18 protein-coding genes are annotated in these 17,306 nt (G+C 73.3%); 11 read left to right on the top strand and 7 right to left on the bottom strand.

The features are described from left to right. Positions 1 to 5: 5 nt before the first annotated feature. The 3 genes from N8K70_RS04705 to N8K70_RS04715 form a co-directional block, all read right to left on the bottom strand. A complete protein-coding gene (locus N8K70_RS04705; RefSeq protein WP_317140455.1) occupies positions 6 to 1,466 on the bottom strand; it encodes a phytoene desaturase family protein in 1,461 nt (486 codons plus the stop codon). A gap of 59 nt (positions 1,467 to 1,525) precedes the next feature. Continuing rightward, the gene (locus tag N8K70_RS04710; protein WP_317140456.1) at positions 1,526 to 2,272 is read right to left on the bottom strand and encodes an SDR family oxidoreductase; all 747 of its coding nucleotides are present in this window, start codon (positions 2,270 to 2,272) and stop codon (positions 1,526 to 1,528) included. A gap of 114 nt (positions 2,273 to 2,386) precedes the next feature. Beyond that, positions 2,387 to 3,616 (bottom strand): acyl-CoA dehydrogenase family protein, encoded by a 1,230-nt coding sequence (locus N8K70_RS04715; RefSeq protein WP_317140457.1) that lies wholly within the window; start codon positions 3,614 to 3,616, stop codon positions 2,387 to 2,389. A gap of 69 nt (positions 3,617 to 3,685) precedes the next feature. Between N8K70_RS04715 and N8K70_RS04720 the strand changes: the two genes are divergently transcribed. The 3 genes from N8K70_RS04720 (at position 3,686) to sucD (ending at position 6,101) form a co-directional block, all read left to right on the top strand. Continuing rightward, on the top strand, positions 3,686 to 3,838 hold the full coding sequence (locus N8K70_RS04720; RefSeq protein WP_317140458.1) for a hypothetical protein: 153 nt from the start codon (positions 3,686 to 3,688) through the stop codon (positions 3,836 to 3,838). A 172-nt stretch (positions 3,839 to 4,010) separates the two neighbouring features. Continuing rightward, entirely contained in the window at positions 4,011 to 5,177 is a 1,167-nt protein-coding gene (sucC, locus tag N8K70_RS04725; protein WP_317140459.1) for an ADP-forming succinate--CoA ligase subunit beta, read from the top strand. 21 nt (positions 5,178 to 5,198) lie between these two features. Next, positions 5,199 to 6,101 carry a succinate--CoA ligase subunit alpha gene (gene sucD / locus N8K70_RS04730; protein ID WP_317140460.1) on the top strand — a complete coding sequence of 301 codons (903 nt, stop codon included), beginning with the start codon at positions 5,199 to 5,201 and terminating at the stop codon, positions 6,099 to 6,101. 49 nt (positions 6,102 to 6,150) lie between these two features. On the opposite strand, the gene ligD is transcribed toward sucD, so the two are convergent. Genes ligD through dhaK form a run of 4 tightly spaced genes read right to left on the bottom strand, consistent with a single transcriptional unit; the run spans position 6,151 to position 9,538 of the window. Further along, on the bottom strand, positions 6,151 to 7,170 hold the full coding sequence (gene ligD, locus N8K70_RS04735) for a non-homologous end-joining DNA ligase (protein WP_317140461.1): 1,020 nt from the start codon (positions 7,168 to 7,170) through the stop codon (positions 6,151 to 6,153). A 46-nt stretch (positions 7,171 to 7,216) separates the two neighbouring features. After that, on the bottom strand, positions 7,217 to 7,915 hold the full coding sequence (gene dhaM, locus N8K70_RS04740; RefSeq protein ID WP_317140462.1) for a dihydroxyacetone kinase phosphoryl donor subunit DhaM: 699 nt from the start codon (positions 7,913 to 7,915) through the stop codon (positions 7,217 to 7,219). Continuing rightward, positions 7,912 to 8,538, bottom strand: coding sequence for a dihydroxyacetone kinase subunit DhaL (dhaL, locus tag N8K70_RS04745; RefSeq protein WP_317140463.1), 627 nt, complete (start codon positions 8,536 to 8,538; stop codon positions 7,912 to 7,914). The genes dhaM and dhaL overlap by 4 nt, the downstream gene beginning before the upstream one ends. A 4-nt stretch (positions 8,539 to 8,542) precedes the next feature. Beyond that, positions 8,543 to 9,538 (bottom strand): dihydroxyacetone kinase subunit DhaK, encoded by a 996-nt coding sequence (gene dhaK, locus N8K70_RS04750; RefSeq protein WP_317140464.1) that lies wholly within the window; start codon positions 9,536 to 9,538, stop codon positions 8,543 to 8,545. A gap of 150 nt (positions 9,539 to 9,688) precedes the next feature. Here dhaK and N8K70_RS04755 point away from each other — a divergent pair, with 150 nt between their 5' ends. The 8 genes from N8K70_RS04755 (at position 9,689) to N8K70_RS04790 (ending at position 17,250) form a co-directional block, all read left to right on the top strand. After that, positions 9,689 to 10,141, top strand: coding sequence for a nitroreductase family deazaflavin-dependent oxidoreductase (locus N8K70_RS04755; protein ID WP_317140465.1), 453 nt, complete (start codon positions 9,689 to 9,691; stop codon positions 10,139 to 10,141). Between the two features lie 54 nt (positions 10,142 to 10,195). After that, the gene (locus tag N8K70_RS04760; protein ID WP_317140466.1) at positions 10,196 to 11,518 is read left to right on the top strand and encodes a cell division protein PerM; all 1,323 of its coding nucleotides are present in this window, start codon (positions 10,196 to 10,198) and stop codon (positions 11,516 to 11,518) included. Between the two features lie 4 nt (positions 11,519 to 11,522). Further along, positions 11,523 to 12,119 carry a phosphoribosylglycinamide formyltransferase gene (gene purN / locus N8K70_RS04765; protein ID WP_317140467.1) on the top strand — a complete coding sequence of 199 codons (597 nt, stop codon included), beginning with the start codon at positions 11,523 to 11,525 and terminating at the stop codon, positions 12,117 to 12,119. A 62-nt stretch (positions 12,120 to 12,181) separates the two neighbouring features. Next, positions 12,182 to 13,789 carry a bifunctional phosphoribosylaminoimidazolecarboxamide formyltransferase/IMP cyclohydrolase gene (purH, locus tag N8K70_RS04770; RefSeq protein ID WP_317140468.1) on the top strand — a complete coding sequence of 536 codons (1,608 nt, stop codon included), beginning with the start codon at positions 12,182 to 12,184 and terminating at the stop codon, positions 13,787 to 13,789. Between the two features lie 76 nt (positions 13,790 to 13,865). After that, positions 13,866 to 15,341 carry an AlkA N-terminal domain-containing protein gene (locus tag N8K70_RS04775; RefSeq protein WP_317140469.1) on the top strand — a complete coding sequence of 492 codons (1,476 nt, stop codon included), beginning with the start codon at positions 13,866 to 13,868 and terminating at the stop codon, positions 15,339 to 15,341. Continuing rightward, entirely contained in the window at positions 15,338 to 15,871 is a 534-nt protein-coding gene (locus N8K70_RS04780) for a methylated-DNA--[protein]-cysteine S-methyltransferase (RefSeq protein ID WP_317140470.1), read from the top strand. The genes N8K70_RS04775 and N8K70_RS04780 overlap by 4 nt, the downstream gene beginning before the upstream one ends. Positions 15,872 to 15,913: 42 nt before the next feature. After that, positions 15,914 to 16,261, top strand: coding sequence for a carboxymuconolactone decarboxylase family protein (locus N8K70_RS04785; protein ID WP_317140471.1), 348 nt, complete (start codon positions 15,914 to 15,916; stop codon positions 16,259 to 16,261). 122 nt (positions 16,262 to 16,383) lie between these two features. Further along, positions 16,384 to 17,250 carry a sulfurtransferase gene (locus N8K70_RS04790; RefSeq protein WP_317140472.1) on the top strand — a complete coding sequence of 289 codons (867 nt, stop codon included), beginning with the start codon at positions 16,384 to 16,386 and terminating at the stop codon, positions 17,248 to 17,250. Positions 17,251 to 17,306 lie beyond the last annotated feature (56 nt).

Below are 17,306 nucleotides of genomic sequence, written 5' to 3' on the forward strand. Positions count from 1 at the left end.
CCTCGTCAGCCGAACAGATCGTCCAGGCCGACCCTCTCCCCGGTCGTGTCGGCGATCGCGAGCCGGGCCGCGAGCCACCCCGCCGTCCCGTGCACGCCGGGGCCGGGGGAGGTGGATCCCGAGGCGAGGTAGACGCCGCGGACGGGCGTCCGCCACGGCGCGGGCGTGAGCACGGGACGCGCGAGGAGCTGCGCGAAGGTCACCGCCCCGCCGGAGAAGTCGCCGCCGACGGCCGACGGGTTGTAGGCGGCGAGATCGGTCGCCGTCGTCGCGTGCGAGGCGAGGACGCGGTCGCGGAAGCCGGGGGCGAACCGCTCGATCTGACGCGTGACGAGCTCGGTCGGATCGAGCGTGGAGCCTGCGGGGACGTGGATGTACGACCACAGCACGCTCTTGCCCGCGGGCGCGCGCGTGGGATCGAGCACCGACGGCTGTGCGGCGAGCACGTAGGGGCGCTCCGACACCCGTCCGCGCGCGACGGCGTTCTCGCTCGCCTCGACCTCCGCGCGCGTGCCGCCGACATGCACGGTCGGCGAGCGGTGGACGTCGGCGTTCTCCCACGGCACGGGGCCGTCGAGCGCGAAGTCGACCTTGGCCGCGCCGGGGCCGTAGCGGAAGCGCCGGATCGCCCGCGCCCACCGATCGGGCACGTCCGGGAGCGTCAGGGCGAGACGCGGGGAGGCGTCCAGCACGAGCACGTCGCCGCGCCGCGGGTCGCCCCAGTCGAGCGTCGCGAGGTCGTCGACGCGCTCACCCGTGCGGATGCGTCCTCCGTGCGCGGCGAGGTCCTCGGCGAGCGCATCCGGGATCGCCTGCGCCCCGCCGACGGGGAAGCCCCATCCGTCGGCATGCGCCTGCGCGGCCAGCAGCAGCCCCGCAGCCGCGGCGCCGATCGACGGCAGCGCGGTGTTCGCGTGCGCGACGACGCCCGTGATGAGCGCGTGAGCCTCCTCCGTGCGGAACGAGCGGCGTCCGAGCTCGGACCCGAGCTCGAGGGCGCGCAGCCCGTACCGGACGGCGGTGACGGGATGCCGCGGCACGCGCACCATCTGGTTGCCGGTGAAGTCGACGACGCCGCCGATGCGCCGCGACAGCGGCCGGAGCATCGCCTTCCACGCGCGTGCGTCCGTGCCGAGGGCGTCCGCCGTCCGTCCGAGGTCGCGCCAGGCGACGGCGGCGCGTCCGCCGTCGAGCGGGTGCGCGTAAGAGGCGTCGGGGATGAGCCATCCGACCTTCTCGCGCATCCCGAAGGCGCGGAAGAACGGTGACGTGAACGCGGCGGGATGCACGGCGGAGCACACGTCGTGCCGGAACCCCGGCAGGGTGAGCTCCGCCGTCCGCGTGCCGCCGCCGATCGCGTCGTGCGCCTCCACGACCGTGACGTCGAACCCGGCCCGCGCGAGCGCGACGGCGGCGGAGAGCCCGTTGGGCCCGCTCCCCACCACCGTCGCCCGTCGCGTCGTCATACCGACATCCTGCCAGGGTCGGCGCCCGTGTCGGCGAACCCGGAGCGCGTTCTCGGCGGTCAGCTGTCGGTGACGGAGCCGGCGACGTTGACGAGCCCGCCGTCGACGAGGAACTCCGACGCGGTGGAGTACGACGACTCGTCCGACGCCAGGAACACGACGAGGTTGGAGACCTCCTGCGGCTCGGCGACACGGGGAATGGGGGCGGCCAGCGACGACAGGTCGATGCCCTCGGTCATGGGGGTGCGCACGGTCCCCGGGTGGATCGAGTTCGCGCGGACGCCGAAGGCCGCGAGCTCCGCGGCGACGCTCTTCGTCAGACCCCGGACGCCGAACTTCGACGCCGCGTAGCCGTGCTGCCCCGCGCTGCCGGTCAGGCCCGCGGTCGACGAGATGTTCACGATGGACGACGGCGCCGACCGCTTCAGCTCGGCCGCGGCCGCCTTGATGCCGAGGAACGGGCCGGTGAGGTTGATCTTCAGGATCAGGTCCCACTGGGCCTGCGTGTAGTTGTCGAGGAAGCCGAAGTTCACGATCCCCGCATTGTTGACCAGGACGTTCAGCTTGCCGAACCGGTCGACGGCCAGGGCGACCGCCCTGTCCCAGTCCTCGCTGCTCGTCACGTCCAGGTGCACGTATGCCGCCGCGTCGCCGAGCTCGGCCGCGAGAGCATCGCCCTTCTCGTCGTTGATGTCGCCGATGACGACCTTGCCGCCTTCGCTCACGATCGCGCGGGCGTGGCTCTCGCCCATGCCCTGAGCGGCTCCGCTCACGATCGCGACCTTGCCGTCGAGCCTGTCCACCATGATTCTCCTCAGCGAGTTCAGTCCGGGGCACATCTCATTCGACGTGCCGAATAGGGTCGCCGCCCATGATGGTCCTGCCCGCTGTGCAGAGCCTGGACCGGGTGGGCGCTCACCTCACGCGAAGGCGCTGACGCCCGTGAGGTCGCGGCCGATCAGGAGGGCCTGCACGCTCTCGGTGCCCTCGTAGGTGTGGATCGCCTCGATGTCGGCCAGATGCTGGACGACGCGGTTCTCCAGGAGGATGCCGTTGCCCCCGAGCACATCCCGGGCGGTGCGGGCGATGTCACGCGCGGTGCGCGTGCCGTGGTACTTGGCCAGCGACGCCTGCGTCGGACGCAGCGCGCCCGCCGCCTCGAGGTCGGCCAGCCGCCGGCAGTACAGCTGCATCGACGTGAGCTCGGCGAGCATCCGCGACAGCCGCTCCTGCACCATCTGGAACCGCGCGAGGGGCTTGCCGAACTGGACCCGCTCCGTCGCATAGGCCAGAGCCGCCTCGAAGCACGCCGTGGCGTGACCGAGCGCCGACCACGCGACGCCCGAGCGGGTCGCGAAGAGCACGCGGGAGGCGTCCTTGAACGTGTGCGCTCCCGGGAGCAGCGCGTCCGACGGCACCCGCACGTCGTCGAGCGCGATGTGCGCCTGGTGGATGCCGCGGAGGGCGACCTTGCCCGTGATGACGGTCCCCGTGTATCCGGGGGCGTCCTGCTCGACGAGGAAGCACCGCACGGCGCCGTGGTCCGGGGCGCCCTCGTCGTCGACGCGCGCCCACACGAAGGTGACGCCGCCCGATGCGCCGTTGCCGATCCACTTCTTCGCACCGCGGAGGACCCATCCGTCCCCGTCGCGCCGGGCAGAGGTCTCGAGCGACGTCGAGTCCGACCCGTGGTCGGGCTCGGTGAGGGCGAACGCTCCGGGAACCTCGCCCGACAGCAGCGGCTTCAGCCAGGCCGCCTGCTGCGCCTCGCTGCCGAAGAGCGCCAGGGTGCGCAGCGCGAGACCGCCCTGGACGGCGATCACGGTGCCGAGCGAGCCGTCGTGCCTCGACACCTCCATGTTCACGAGGCCGGCGGCCAGCGGAGACAGCGCCGGGACGTCCGGATGGTCGATGCCGTCCGCGAACAGCCCGGCTGCGCCGAGCTCGGAGAGCGCCTCCCGCGGGTACTCCGCGCGCTCCCAGGCCTCGAGCATCAGCGGCGCGAGCCGTGCGCCGACGTCGCGGGCACGCGACCAGGCGTCGCGATCCGCTCCTCCCACATCCTCGAACACGGCGTAGTAGTCGGTGCCGAGAGCCTTCGTGACGTCGTAGGACGAGACCCGCTCGCCGGGGAGGAGCTGCGATGCCATGACGCCAGATTAGGCAGAGGCCTCCGGCGCGATCATCTAAGCTGGAGGAAGTCTTCAAAAGGAGCAGGGATGTTCATCGTCGCTTTGGTTCTCTTCCTCGCCGGGATGGCGCTGTTCGGCGTGGCCTTCATGGTGCCGGCGTTCCAGGCCCTCGTCTTCGTGGCGGGCATCCTCCTCATCTGCCTCGCGATGGCGCTGCCGATGCACATCAAGGCCAAGTAGGCGCGCCCCCTTGGAAACGGCCCCGGGAGACCGGGGCCGTTTCGCATGCCCGCGCCGGGAGCCCGAAGGAAGCGGCATCCGCGCGGTAGTAGGGTGGGGGACTGGTCGAGATCTCTCGACGCCGAGACGTTTCCACGCGTCTTGTCCCGTGGCCCCATCGAAGGAATGCAACGTGGATCTGTACGAGTACCAGGCTCGAGACCTTTTTGAGAAGTACGAGGTGCCGGTGCTCGCCGGCATCGTCGCGGACACCCCCGAGGAGGTGAGAGCGGCAGCCGAGAAGATCGGCGGCGTGGTCGTCGTCAAGGCCCAGGTGAAGACGGGCGGACGCGGCAAGGCCGGCGGCGTGAAGGTCGCCAAGACCCCCGACGAGGCGTACGAGGCGGCGAAGGCGATCCTCGGCCTCGACATCAAGGGCCACGTCGTCAAGCGCGTCATGGTCGCCCAGGGCGCCGACATCGCCCGCGAGTTCTACTTCTCGGTGCTGCTGGACCGCTCGAACCGCTCCTACCTGTCGCTCGCCAGCGTCGAGGGCGGCATGGAGATCGAGCAGCTCGCCGTCGAGAAGCCCGAGGCGCTCGCCCGCGTCGAGGTGAACCCCCTCACGGGGATCGACGAGGCCAAGGCCATCGAGATCGCCCGCGCCGGCGGATGGGACGAGGAGCTCGCCCCGAAGGTCGCCGACGTCTTCGTCAAGCTCTACGACGTCTACACGGGCGAGGGGGCGACCCTCGTCGAGGTCAACCCGCTCGTGCTCACGGGCGCAGGCGACATCGTCGCGCTCGACGGCAAGGTGTCGCTCGACGACAACGCCAGCGAGGTGCGCCACCCCGAGCACGAGGAGCTCGAGGACAAGGGCGCCGCAGACCCGCTCGAGGCCAAGGCCAAGGCGAGCGGCCTCAACTACGTCAAGCTCGACGGCGAGGTCGGCATCATCGGCAACGGCGCGGGCCTCGTCATGTCGACGCTCGACGTCGTCGCCTACGCGGGCGAGGCCCACGGCGGAGTGAAGCCGGCGAACTTCCTCGACATCGGAGGCGGCGCCTCGGCGACGGTCATGGCGGCCGGTCTCGACGTCATCCTCGGCGACGAGCAGGTCAAGAGCGTCTTCGTGAACGTCTTCGGCGGCATCACGTCGTGCGTCGCCGTCGCGGAGGGCATCGTGAAGGCCCTCGAGATCCTCGGCGACACGGCCACGAAGCCGCTCGTCGTGCGCCTCGACGGCAACCAGGTCGAGGAGGGCCGCGCCATCCTCGCGGGAGCGGGACATCCGCTCGTCACGCTCGCGGCGGGCATGGACGAGGGCGCCGACAAGGCCGCCGAGCTGGCGAACGCCTGAGACGGAAGAGGACACAGGGAAATGTCGATCTACCTCAACAAGGACTCCAAGGTCATCGTCCAGGGCATCACGGGCGGCGAGGGCACCAAGCACACCGCCCTCATGCTCAAGGCCGGGACGAACGTCGTCGGCGGCGTGAACGCCCGCAAGGCCGGCACCACGGTCTCGCACACCGACAAGGACGGCGCCGCCGTCGAGCTCCCCGTCTTCGGCTCGGTCGCCGAGGCCATCGAGAAGACGGGCGCCGACGTGTCGATCGCGTTCGTGCCCCCCGCCTTCACGAAGGACGCGATGGTCGAGGCCATCGACTCGGAGATCCCGCTGCTCGTCGTCATCACCGAGGGCGTGCCCGTCGGCGACACCGCCGAGGCGTGGGCGTACGCGCAGTCGAAGGGCAACAGTACCCGCATCATCGGCCCGAACTGCCCCGGCATCATCACGCCGGGCGAGTCGCTCGTGGGCATCACGCCCGCGAACATCACGGGCAAGGGCCCCATCGGGCTCGTCTCGAAGTCGGGCACGCTCACCTACCAGATGATGTTCGAGCTGCGCGACCTCGGCTTCTCGACCGCCATCGGCATCGGCGGCGACCCCGTCATCGGGACGACGCACATCGACGCGCTCGCCGCGTTCGAGGCCGACCCCGAGACGAAGGCCATCGTCATGATCGGCGAGATCGGCGGCGACGCCGAGGAGCGGGCGGCCGAGTACGTCAAGGCGCACGTCACGAAGCCCGTCGTCGGCTACGTCGCGGGCTTCACGGCCCCCGAGGGCAAGACGATGGGCCACGCCGGCGCGATCGTGTCGGGCTCCGCCGGCACCGCGCAGGCGAAGAAGGAGGCGCTCGAGGCCGCCGGGGTCAAGGTCGGCAAGACGCCGAGCGAGACCGCCGCCCTCATGCGCGAGATCATCGAGACGCTGTAGACGGTCTTCACGAGAAGGGCCCCGCCGGACGGCGGGGCCCTTCTGCGCCTCAGCCCTTCCTGGCCCGTGAGGGCTGGACGCGGGGCGGCTCGCCCGGCATCTTCGGGAAGTCCGGCGGGAACGGCAGCTCGCCGAGGCCGTCCGCGACGTCCCGCTCCCACCATCCGAGCAGGACGTCGATCGATCCCGGGGCGTCCGCGAAGCCGGCCCAGGGATCGCCGGCCCCGGAGAGGCGCTGCGGAACGGTCCGCACCGTGAACGCGTGCGGGTCGACGCCGTCGAGCTCGTCCCACGTCACGGGCGTCGACACGGTGGCCTGCGGCAGCGCGCGCGGGCTGTAGGCGCCGGCCATCGTCCTGTCGCGGTTCGCCTGGTTGAAGTCGACGAAGACGCGCTCCCCGCGCTCCTCCTTCCACCAGCTCGTCGTGACGCGGTCGGGCATCCGCCGTTCCAGCTCGCGGCTCGCCGCGATCACCGCATGGCGCACCTCGAGGAACTCCCAGCGCGGCTCTATGGGCACGAAGAGGTGGATGCCGCGGCTCCCGCTCGTCTTGACCCACGACGTCAGGCCCGCCTCGCCGAGCACCTCGCGCATGGCGTGCGCCGCGGCGACGACGTCGGCGAAGTCCGTTCCGGGCTGCGGGTCGAGGTCGATGCGCAGCTCGACGGGATGGTCCGTGTCGGAGGCGAGCGAGGCCCACGGATGGAACACGACGGCGTTCATCTGCGCGGCCCACACGGCGGCCGCGGGCTCGGTGAGCACGAGCTGCGGATGGCGTCTGCCGCTGTTGTAGGTGACGGGCACCGACTCGACGAAGCCCGGAGCGCCCCGCGGCGGGTTCTTGGAGAAGAAGCTCTCGCCGTCGACGGAGCCGGGGTAGCGCTCGAGCGAGATCGGCCGGCCGCCGCTGTGCGCGAGGAAGGGCCCGGACACCGCGATGAGGTACTCCGCGAGCTCTCGCTTGGTGACGCCGGCCGCGGGCCAGACGAGCCGGTCGGGACTCGACAGGCTGACCTCACGCTCGCCGAGGGGGCCCGGCACGGTCAGGGTGAGGCGCTCGGAGGGCATGGGCCGACTCTAGGGCGGTGCGGGCACGCCCGTCAGGGGGTTGCGCTCACTCGCCGAAGCCCGACTCGACGAGCGCGCGGATCGCGTCGATCGCGCGGTCGGCGTCCGGGCCGTCGGCCGTGACGTCGATCGTGTCGCCGCGGCGGGCGCCGAGCGCCATGAGGCCCACGAGGCTCCGGCCGTCGACGGCGGGCCTGGTCGCGGTGCCGATGCGCACGACCGCGTCGAGTCCGCGCAGCGCACCGGCGACGGATGCCGCGGGCCGCGCATGCAGGCCGATCTCGTTGGTGAGGAGGAACGACTCCGAGCGGCCGGAGGGCGGCGGCGGCGCGGGCTCGCCGTCGTCCGCTCCGAGGTGCTGGAGCTTCGCGGTGAGGGCGCGGCGCGCCTCGCGCTCGACCTCGTCGATGTCGCCGCCGGCGGCCGCGCGCGCCACGGCCGCGACGAAGCCCTCGACGAGCGGGGCCGCGGCGAGCCGCACCTCGCCTCCTGTCGCCGCGAGGTCGACGGCCAGCTCGGCGCTCATCACGGCCGAGCCGAGGTCGGTGAAGACGAGCGTCCCCTCGGGGGAGGCCACGGACTCGATCGCCTCGGCGATGAGCGCGGCGTCGGTGCCGACGCCCCCGTCGGCCGTTCCCGCGGCGACGGCGATGGGCGGCGGCTCGGGGCGGGCCATCTCGCCCGCGAGCAGGACGAGGGCCTCGGCGAGCGCGGTGCTGTGCGAGACGACGACGAACGCGATCATGCCAGCGCCTCGGCCAGGGCCTCGAACAGCAGCGCCGTCGACACGGAGCCGGGGTCCAGATGCCCTGCGCTGCGCTCGCCCAGGTAGCTCGCCCGTCCCTTGCGGGCGACGAGGGGCTCCGTCGCGTCGCTCCCCGCGCGCGCGGCGCCCGCGGCGGCGGAGGCGGCGGCCGCCGGATCGGAGGGGTCCGCCTCGAACGCCTCCACGGCGGGGAGCATCGCGTCGAGCATGGTCTTGTCCCCCGCCGAGGCCTTTCCGCGAGCGACCACCCCCTCGGCCCCCGCACGCAGCGCGGCGGCGAGCGCCGCGCCGTCGAGCGCGGCGGCGCCCGCGGCCTGCGTGCCGAACCGGAGGAAGAACGTGCCGTAGAGCGGCCCGCTCGCCCCTCCGACGGTGGAGACGAGGGCCATGCCGACCGTCTTCCCGAGGGCGTCGACGGTGGCAGGCGGCGTCTCGTCGAGCTTGGCGGCCGCCGCGGCCGTCCCACGCGCCATGTTCGCGCCGTGGTCGGCGTCGCCGATAGCCGAGTCGAGCTCGGTGAGCCGGCCCTGCTCGGCGGCGATGCGATCGCGGAACAGCGTCACCCAGGAGACGAGAGTCGGGAGCGAGATCTCCGTGCCCATCCGCTCACCGCCCCCATCGCAGGCCGGGCGTCACGACGGGCGCGTCCCACAGTCGGAGCAGCTCGTCGTCCGCGCGCAGCAGGGTGAGCGAGCATCCCGCCATGTCGAGGGACGTGATGTAGTCGCCGACGAGGCGGCGCTCGACCCGCACGCCCGCCCTGTCGAGCAGCTTCGCCACCTCGCCGTACATGAGGTACAGCTCGAGGAGGGGCGACCCGCCCATCCCGTTCAGCATCGCGACGACGGGCGCCCCGGTGAAGTCGGCGTCCGCGAGGATCGGCTCGACGAGCATCTCGGCGATCTGCGCCGCGGGCGCGAGCGGGACCCTGCGGCGCCCCGGCTCGCCGTGGATGCCGACGCCGATCTCCATCTCGTCGTCCGCCAGCTCGAACGTCGGCCTCCCCGCCGCCGGGACGGTGCCGCTCGTGAGCGCCATGCCCATGGACCTCCCCTGCGCCGACACGGTCTCGGCCACGCGGACGACGTCGTCGAGCGGACGTCCCTCCTCGGCCGCGGCTCCGGCGATCTTCTCGAGGAGCACGGTGAGGCCCACGCCGCGCCGGCCCGCGGTGTAGGTGGAGTCCTCGACGGCGACGTCGTCGTGGACGAGGACGGTCGCGACCTCCGTGCCCGCGGCGTCGGCCAGCTCGGCGGCCATCTCGAAGTTCATCACGTCGCCGGTGTAGTTCTTCACGACGTGCAGCACGCCGGCCCCGCCGTCGACGGCGGTCGTCGCCGCGAGCACCTGGTCGGGGGTCGGCGACGTGAACACCTCGCCCGCGCACGCGGCGTCCAGCATCCCGTACCCGACGAACCCGCCGTGCAACGGCTCGTGCCCCGAGCCGCCGCCCGAGACGACCGCGACCTTGCCGGGGTCCTTCGCCGTCGCGCGCAGCACGACGCGGCTGTCGTGGTCGACGCGGATCTCCGGCAGCGCCGCCTCCATGCCGGTCAGCGCGTCGGACACGACGCGGGCGACCTCGCCGACCAGCTTCTTCATGTTCCGGTCCCGGCGGCCGTGGTGATCGTGGACATCCGTGCTCCCTCGTGCTCGACGCCTGCGTCGTCACGCCTCACTATTCGCAGGCCCGGGCGAGGTGTCAAGAGCGCCGAGCGGATGTGCACCGCAGACGTGTCGTAGGCTCGGTCCATGCCGCTTCAGGGAGAGTACGCACCGGGCACGTCGGAGCAGGCGCGCAGGCAGGCCGAGGCCTTCGAGACGTCGAAGGGCGCCGACGCGTCCGTGCTGCCGGGGACCGAATGGCCCATCATCGTGCTGACGAGCGTCGGGGCGAAGACCGGCAAGCTCCGCAAGACCGCGCTCATGCGCGTCGAGCACGATGGGCGCTATGCCGTCGTCGCGTCGAAGGGCGGTGCGCCGAAACCGCCGACGTGGTTCTGGAACCTGAAGGCCAACCCCCACGTCGAGCTGCAGGACGGCGCCGTCACGCGCGACTATCTGGCCCGGGAGCTCGACACGGCGTCCGAGGAGTACGCGCGGTGGTGGGAGCGTGCCGTCGCGGCCTACCCGCCGTACGCCGAGTATCAGGAGCGCACGACTCGCCGCATCGAGGTCTTCGTCCTCGAACCGCTCGAGGCGTAGCGCCCGGCGCGGGTCCGGGCTTCTCCGGGCCGTGGCCGGTAGGGTCGTCTCGCCATGCACCGGATCCTCATCGCCCTGCTCGCCGCGTTCGACGCTCTCGTGGCCGCGGCGGTCGGCCTCGTCGTCGTCCTCGCCCCCCTGACGCTGCTGTGGGTCTTCGCCTTCGGCGTGGACGCGGACTGGGCGGCGCTGTGGCCGGCGACGGCGCGCATCTGGCAGCTCGGGGCGCTCGTGCCGGTGTCGTTCGCGTTCGACGACGCCGCCGTCGTGGCGCTCGGCCTCCCGGCGGACGGCGCGTCGTTCGCGCTGTCGCTCGCGCCGCTCGCGCTGACGGTCTTCGCCGTGGTCTTCGCCGCGCGGTCGGCTCGTCGCGCGGTCCGCAGCGGCGGCGCGGCGACGGGCGTGGTCGCCGGCATCGCCGCGACCGCGGCGATCGCCGCGGTCGTGCTCGTCAGCTCCGGCAACGCGCTCGCGACGGTCGAGCCGTGGCAGGCCGTCGTCTTCCCCGCCCTCGTCTACGGCGCCGGAGCGTTCGCCGGGGCGTGGACCGAGGCGTGGGCCGAGGGCGACGGCGGCGCGATCGACGCCCTGCGGGAGCGGATCGACGCGTGGCCGTCGAAGTGGCGGGAGCTGCCGTCGCTCGCCGTCCGGGGTGCTGCCCTCGCCCTCGCCGGCGTCGTCGGCGTCGGGGCGATCGCGGTCGTCGTCGCCGTGCTCCTGCGCGCCGACGAGGTCATCGCGCTGTTCGAGCGCGCGCAGGTCGACGGGCTCGGGGCCACGGCGATCGCGCTCGCGCAGCTGGCCTACCTCCCGACGCTCATCGGATGGGCCGTGGCGTGGACCGCCGGTCCCGGGTTCGCCGTCGGGGCGGCCACGGCCGTGTCTCCCGCCGGCACCCAGCTCGGGGTCGTGCCCGGCATCCCCGTGCTCGGACTGCTGCCGGAGCAGGGGTCTCCGTGGCTGCTGCTCGTGCTGCTGCTGCCGGTCGCCGCCGGCGCCGCCGCGGGGTGGGCCGTGCGCTCGGCCCTCGTCGCCGAGTGGGAGGCGGACCCGCCGGAGACGCCGGAGTCCGCGGACGCGTCACCGCGGGAGCCGGTCTCGCCGCGCATCGTGCTCGCCGTCGCGATCGCCGTGCTCGCGGGCGCGGGCGCGGCGATCGTCGCGGCGGTCTCCTCGGGGGCGATCGGCCCGGGGCGCCTGGAGACCGTGGGAGCGGAGCCGGGCCCGGTCGCCCTCGCCGTGGGGCTCGAGGTCCTGCTGGGGGCGGCGATCCTGCTGCTCTCGCCGCGCGGGCGCGCGGGCGGCCTCGCCTCGGACGACGCGGATGGCCGCGCGGCCACGGCGGACGGGGGCGATGTGCGCGCGCCGGTAGACTAGCCGCGTGCTCACGGTCGCCGTCCTCATCTCCGGCACCGGTTCGAACCTCCGTGCCCTTCTCGAAGCCGCGAGCGACCCGGCGTATCCCGCGCGGGTCGTCGCCGTCGGAGCCGACCGCGCCGCGGCCGGCCTCGCTCACGCGGAGGCGTTCGGCGTGCCGGCCTTCACGGTCGCCTTCCGCGACCACCCCTCGCGCGAGGCGTGGGGGGAGGAGCTCGCGCGACGCCTTCGGGCCGTCGGCGCCGATCTCATCGTGCTGAGCGGTCTCATGCGCCTTCTGCCGGCATCGGTCGTCGACGAGTTCGGCCCGCGCATCGTCAACACCCATCCGGCCTATCTGCCGGAGTTCCCGGGGGCCCACGGCGTGCGCGACGCGCTCGCCGCGGGCGCGGACCAGAGCGGCGCGAGCGTGATCGTCGTCGACAACGGCGTCGACTCCGGACCCGTCCTCGCGCAGGAGCGCGTCGCCGTGCTCCCGGGCGACGACGAGACGACGCTCCACGAGCGCATCAAGCCCGTCGAGCGACGGCTCCTCATCGACGTCGTCCGCCGCATCGCCGACGGCGAGATCGACCTGGAGCATCCCGCGCCCGCGCCGTGACGCGACGACGCGCCGTCCGTACCTCAGACCATCCGCCACCGATTCCTCGAGAAGGAGCCCTCATGGCCGGCCCTCGCCACGATCACTCGCTCTACCGCGACCGAGACGTCGTGCCGATCCGGCGCGCCCTCGTGTCGGTGAGCGACAAGACCAACCTCCCGCAGCTCGCCGAGGCGCTCGCGGGCGCCGGCGTCGAGATCGTCTCGACCGGATCGACGGCGTCGACGATCCGCGACGCGGGGTTCTCCGTGACCGACGTCTCGAGCGTCACGGGCTTCCCCGAGTCGCTCGACGGGCGCGTGAAGACCCTGCACCCGGGCGTCCACGCCGGCCTGCTCGCCGATCTCAGGCTCGAGCACCACGAACAGCAGCTCGGAGACCTCGGCATCGCCCCGTTCGAGCTCGTCGTGGTGAACCTGTACCCGTTCGTCGACACGGTGCGCTCCGGGGCGGAGGGCGACGACGTCGTGGAGCAGATCGACATCGGCGGACCCGCCATGGTGCGCGCGTCGGCGAAGAACTTCGCCAACGTCGCGGTCGTCGTCTCGCCCGAGTCGTACCCGGCGATCATCGACGCGGTCGCATCCGGCGGCACCTCCCTCGGCCATCGCAAGGAGCTCGCCGCGCGGGCGTTCGTGCACACCGCGGCGTACGACACGGCGGTGGCGGCCTGGTTCGCGGAGGGCACGCTCGGCTCCGAGAGCGGGCTCCCCGAGCACCTCACCATCAAGGCCGAGAAGCTCGGCGACCTCCGCTACGGCGAGAACGCGCACCAGCGCGCCGCCATCTACTCCCGCGTCGGCGGACACGGCATCGCGCAGGCGACGCAGCTGCAGGGCAAGGAGATGTCCTACAACAACTACGTCGACGCCGACGCCGCGCTGCGCGCCGCCTACGACTACGTCAAGCCGGCCGTCGCGATCATCAAGCACGCGAACCCGTGCGGCATCGCCGTCTCGGCCCCCAACGCCCTCGACCCCATCGCGAGCGCGCACCTGCGCGCCCACGAGTGCGACCCGCTGTCGGCGTTCGGCGGGGTGATCGCGGCGAACCGGCCCGTCACGCTGAAGATGGCCGAGAACCTCCGCGACATCTTCACCGAGGTCATCGTGGCGCCCGACTTCGAGCCGGCCGCGCTGGAGGTGTTCAAGGCGAAGAAGAACCTGCGCGTGCTGAGGCTCCCCGCCGACTGGCGGCAGGAGCAGATGGACGTGCGCCTCGTCTCGGGCGGTCTGCTGCTGCAGGACGCCGACCGGTTCCCCGACGACATCGACGCCGTCGCGAAGGGATGGGAGCTCGTCTCGGGCGAGCGACCCTCCGACGACGAGATGCACGACTTCGTGTTCGCGTGGAAGACCTGCCGGGCGGTCAAGTCGAACGCGATCGTCCTCGCGAAGGACTCGGCCACGGTCGGCGTCGGCATGGGCCAGGTCAACCGGGTGGACTCGTGCAAGCTCGCCGTCGAGCGGGCGGGAGACCGCGCGGCGGGCTCCATCGCCGCGTCGGACGCGTTCTTCCCGTTCTCGGACGGCCCCGAGGTCCTCATCGGCGCCGGCGTCCGCGCCATCATCCAGCCGGGCGGCTCGGTGCGCGACGAGGAGACGATCGCCTTGGCGAGGGAGCGCGGCGTGACGATGTTCTTCACGGGGGAGCGCCACTTCTTCCACTGACGCCCCGCTCGGGGCGCGTCACAGCGATGTCCGAAACCCGCCAGCCGGTCGCCTGCGGGCGTGACAGGCTGGACGCATGAGCCCGGGCATGACCTTCGACGAGCGGTATCGCGCGATCTCCGCGCGCGACACCCGCTTCGACGGGCAGTTCGTCACGGCGGTGCGATCGACCGGCATCTACTGCCGTCCCAGCTGTCCCGCGCGCACGCCGAAGGCCGCCAACGTGACCTTCTATCCGACGAGCGCGGCGGCGCACGAGGCGGGCTACCGCGCGTGCAAGCGCTGCCTCCCCGAGGCGGCTCCCGGCTCCCCCGAATGGAATCTCCGCGGCGACGTCGTGGCCCGCGCCATGCGGCTCGTCTCCGACGGTGTCGTCGAGCGGGAGGGCGTCGCGGGGCTCGCGGCCCGGCTCGGGTACTCCTCGCGGCATCTCTCCCGGCTGCTCGCGGCGGAGCTCGGCGCAGGACCCCTCGCCCTCGCCCGGGCGCAGCGCGCGCACACGGCGCGGATGCTCCTCGTCGGCACCGACCTGCCCGCCGCCGACGTCGCGTTCTCGGCCGGGTTCGCGAGCGTCCGGCAGTTCAACGACACCGTGCGCGAGGTGTTCTCCCTCACACCCACGCAGCTCAGGTCGACGCGACGCGCGGCGGCGGCGCCCGCGGGCCTCACGCTTGTGCTGCCCTATCGCGAGCCGTTCGACCACGCGGGCCTGTTCTCCTGGATGTCGGCCCGCACCATCGCGGGGATGGAGGAGGGCGACGGGGCGTCGTTCGCGCGGACCCTGCGGCTTCCGTCCGGCGCCGGATGGTTCCGGCTGCGATTCGACGGCCGGCTGCGTCTCGACGCGCACCTGGAGAGCCTCGGAGACCTCGCGACGCTCGTCGCGCGGGTGCGGCGCCTCTTCGACCTCGACGCCGATCCGCTCGCGGTCGACGCCGCGCTCGCCGCGCATCCCGCGCTCGCCCCCCTCGTCGTCGCCGTGCCCGGGATGCGCCTGCCGGGAACGGCCGATCCGCACGAGATGCTCATCCGCGCCATGATCGGCCAGCAGATCTCCGTCCCGGCCGCCCGCACGCACCTCACGCGCCTCGTCGAGGCGCGGGGAGACCCGGTCGAGCTCGGAGGGGCCTCGCGCCTGCTCTTCCCCGCGATGGAGACGATCGCCGAGCACGGGCCCGAGCTCCTGCGCGGCCCCGCCGCGCGCATCCGCGCCGTCGCGGAGGCGGCGTCGGCGCTCGCCTCGGGCGCGCTCTCCCTCGGACCCGGCGACGACGCCGTCGCGCAGCGCACGGACCTGCTCGCCCTCCGCGGCGTCGGGGAGTGGACGGCCGACTACGTGCGCATGCGCGTGCTGGGCGACCCCGACGTCCTGCTCCCCGGCGACGTCGCCCTCCGCGCGGGCGCCGCGGCCGCGGGCCTTCCCGCCGAGCCGCGGCCGCTCGTCGCGTGGGCCGCTCGTGCCGCGCCGTGGCGCTCGTACCTGTCCATGCACCTGTGGCGGGCCGCCCTCTCGGCGCCGTCCGTCCGCCGTCCGAAGGAGACCGCACCATGACCGATCCGATCCCCGCCGCCGCCCGCACCGCGGTCGTGCAGACCGTCGACACGGCGGACGGCCCGTTCACGATCGTCGCCGGCGCGGACGGCGCCGTGCTCGCCTCGGGATGGTCGAGCGATGTGCCGACGGTCGTCGACCGCGTGCACCCGCGTCTTCGCCCCCTGGCCGTCGAGGACGGGGAGACGACCGCCGCCGACGCCGTGGCGGCGTACTACGCGGGCGACCTCGCGGCGATCGACGGCGTCCGGGTCCGGCAGCACGGCACCGCGCTGCAGATCGCCGGATGGCGGGCGCTGCGGCGGATCGCGCCGGGAGCCCCCCTCGCCTACACGGGCTTCGCGGCGGAGCTCGGCTCGCCCCGCGCCGTCCGCGCCGCCGCGTCGATCTGCGCGCGCAACGCGCCGGCGCTGTTCGTGCCGTGCCACCGCGTCCTCCGCGGCGACGGCACGATGGGCGGCTTCGCCTGGGGGATCGAGGTCAAGCGCTCGCTCCTGGCGAGAGAGGCGGCGTCGCGCCACGACGCGTAACCCGCGCGTCCCGCGCCCTCCCGCGCGATTAGGGTTGCGAGCATGAGCGATTACTTCGACCGGCAGCACGACAAGGCGTACACGCGCGTGTACAAGGAGCAGACCCCCGACATCCTGAAGACGTGGAACGACTTCAACACCGCGGTCTTCGCGAAGGAGGGGCGCGAGATCCCCCTCAAGTACCGCGAGCTCCTCGCCGTCGCCGTCGCCATCACGACGCAGTGCGTCTACTGCATCGACGCCCACTCGCAGGCCGCCGTGCGCGCCGGGGCGACGGAGGCGGAGCTCGCCGAGACCGCATGGGTCGCCACCGCCCTGCGCGCCGGAGGAGGCTTCGCCCACGGGCGCCTCGCGTTCAAGCTCGGCGAGGAGGCCGCGCACCAGCACTGACCGCGCAGGCGGGCGGCTCCCGTCGCCGACATCGGGCGTCATGAGCGCTCACGCGGCGCAACACGGCGACGAAGCGTTACCGCGCATCCGCCGAGGACGACGTCGCCGCGTAGCGTGGCGGTATGAGCGACATCCTCATCACGCCCGACGAGCTCGTGGACCTGTCCGCACGCGACGAGCGCGTCCGCATCCTCGACGTGCGCTGGCGTCTCGACCGTCCGGACGGGCGGCCGGAGTATCTCGACGGGCACATCCCGGGCGCCGTCTACGTCGACCTCGAGGCCGAGCTCGCCGGTCGCGGGGCGCCGGCGGAGGGCCGCCATCCGCTGCCGGACACCCCGTCGCTGGAACGCGCAGCGCGCCGCTGGGGTCTCGACGACGGCGACACCGTCGTCGTGTACGACGACCTGAAGTCGTTCTCGGCCTCGCGCGCGTGGTGGCTGCTGAAGGACGCCGGGGTCGAGGACGTGCGCGTCCTCGACGGCGCGCTGCGCGGATGGGTCGCGGCCGGGCACGCCCTCGAGCAGGGCGACGTCGTGCCGGCGCCCGGATCGATCGTCCTCTCGGCGGGAAGGCTCCCGCAGCTGACGATCGACGCGGCGGCGGCCGTCGCGCAGGAGGGCGTGCTCATCGACGTGCGCGCACCGGAACGGTACCGGGGCGACGTCGAGCCGATCGACCCGCGAGCGGGGCACGTCCCCGGCGCGCGCAACCTCTTCACGGGGGAGAGCGTCGACGCGCGCGGACGCTTCCTCCCGCCCGACGAGCTCCGGGCGCGGTTCGAGGAGGTCGGCGCGCGGGTCGACCGGCCGGTGGGCGTCTACTGCGGCTCCGGCGTCACGGCGTCGCACGCCGTGGTCGCACTGACGCTCGCGGGCTTCTCGCCGCGGCTGTACCCGGGATCGTGGAGCGCCTGGAGCAACACCGAGCGGCCGGTCGCGACGGGCGCGAGCAGATTCGGGGAGGCGCACGCCGGACCCTTGGCCTGAGCGCGGGATGGCGATAGGCTGAGAGGCTGACCGCCGCTCGGACGGTCGGACACCCC

The organism is Microbacterium sp. AB (assembly GCF_032878875.1).
In the GTDB taxonomy this organism is placed as follows: Bacteria; Actinomycetota; Actinomycetes; order Actinomycetales; family Microbacteriaceae; genus Microbacterium; species Microbacterium betulae.

Excerpts from the sequence above, each read along its gene's own strand:
- N8K70_RS04705 (WP_317140455.1), bottom strand. The coding sequence starts at position 1,466 with ATGACGACGCGACGGGCGACGGTGGTGGGGAGCGGGCCCAACGGGCTC.
- N8K70_RS04710 (WP_317140456.1), bottom strand. The coding sequence starts at position 2,272 with ATGGTGGACAGGCTCGACGGCAAGGTCGCGATCGTGAGCGGAGCCGCT.
- N8K70_RS04715 (WP_317140457.1), bottom strand. The coding sequence starts at position 3,616 with ATGGCATCGCAGCTCCTCCCCGGCGAGCGGGTCTCGTCCTACGACGTC.
- N8K70_RS04720 (WP_317140458.1), top strand. The coding sequence starts at position 3,686 with ATGTTCATCGTCGCTTTGGTTCTCTTCCTCGCCGGGATGGCGCTGTTC.
- sucD (WP_317140460.1), top strand. The coding sequence starts at position 5,199 with ATGTCGATCTACCTCAACAAGGACTCCAAGGTCATCGTCCAGGGCATC.
- ligD (WP_317140461.1), bottom strand. The coding sequence starts at position 7,170 with ATGCCCTCCGAGCGCCTCACCCTGACCGTGCCGGGCCCCCTCGGCGAG.
- dhaM (WP_317140462.1), bottom strand. The coding sequence starts at position 7,915 with ATGATCGCGTTCGTCGTCGTCTCGCACAGCACCGCGCTCGCCGAGGCC.
- dhaL (WP_317140463.1), bottom strand. The coding sequence starts at position 8,538 with ATGGGCACGGAGATCTCGCTCCCGACTCTCGTCTCCTGGGTGACGCTG.
- dhaK (WP_317140464.1), bottom strand. The coding sequence starts at position 9,538 with ATGAAGAAGCTGGTCGGCGAGGTCGCCCGCGTCGTGTCCGACGCGCTG.
- N8K70_RS04755 (WP_317140465.1), top strand. The coding sequence starts at position 9,689 with ATGCCGCTTCAGGGAGAGTACGCACCGGGCACGTCGGAGCAGGCGCGC.
- N8K70_RS04760 (WP_317140466.1), top strand. The coding sequence starts at position 10,196 with ATGCACCGGATCCTCATCGCCCTGCTCGCCGCGTTCGACGCTCTCGTG.
- purH (WP_317140468.1), top strand. The coding sequence starts at position 12,182 with ATGGCCGGCCCTCGCCACGATCACTCGCTCTACCGCGACCGAGACGTC.
- N8K70_RS04775 (WP_317140469.1), top strand. The coding sequence starts at position 13,866 with ATGAGCCCGGGCATGACCTTCGACGAGCGGTATCGCGCGATCTCCGCG.
- N8K70_RS04780 (WP_317140470.1), top strand. The coding sequence starts at position 15,338 with ATGACCGATCCGATCCCCGCCGCCGCCCGCACCGCGGTCGTGCAGACC.
- N8K70_RS04785 (WP_317140471.1), top strand. The coding sequence starts at position 15,914 with ATGAGCGATTACTTCGACCGGCAGCACGACAAGGCGTACACGCGCGTG.
- N8K70_RS04790 (WP_317140472.1), top strand. The coding sequence starts at position 16,384 with ATGAGCGACATCCTCATCACGCCCGACGAGCTCGTGGACCTGTCCGCA.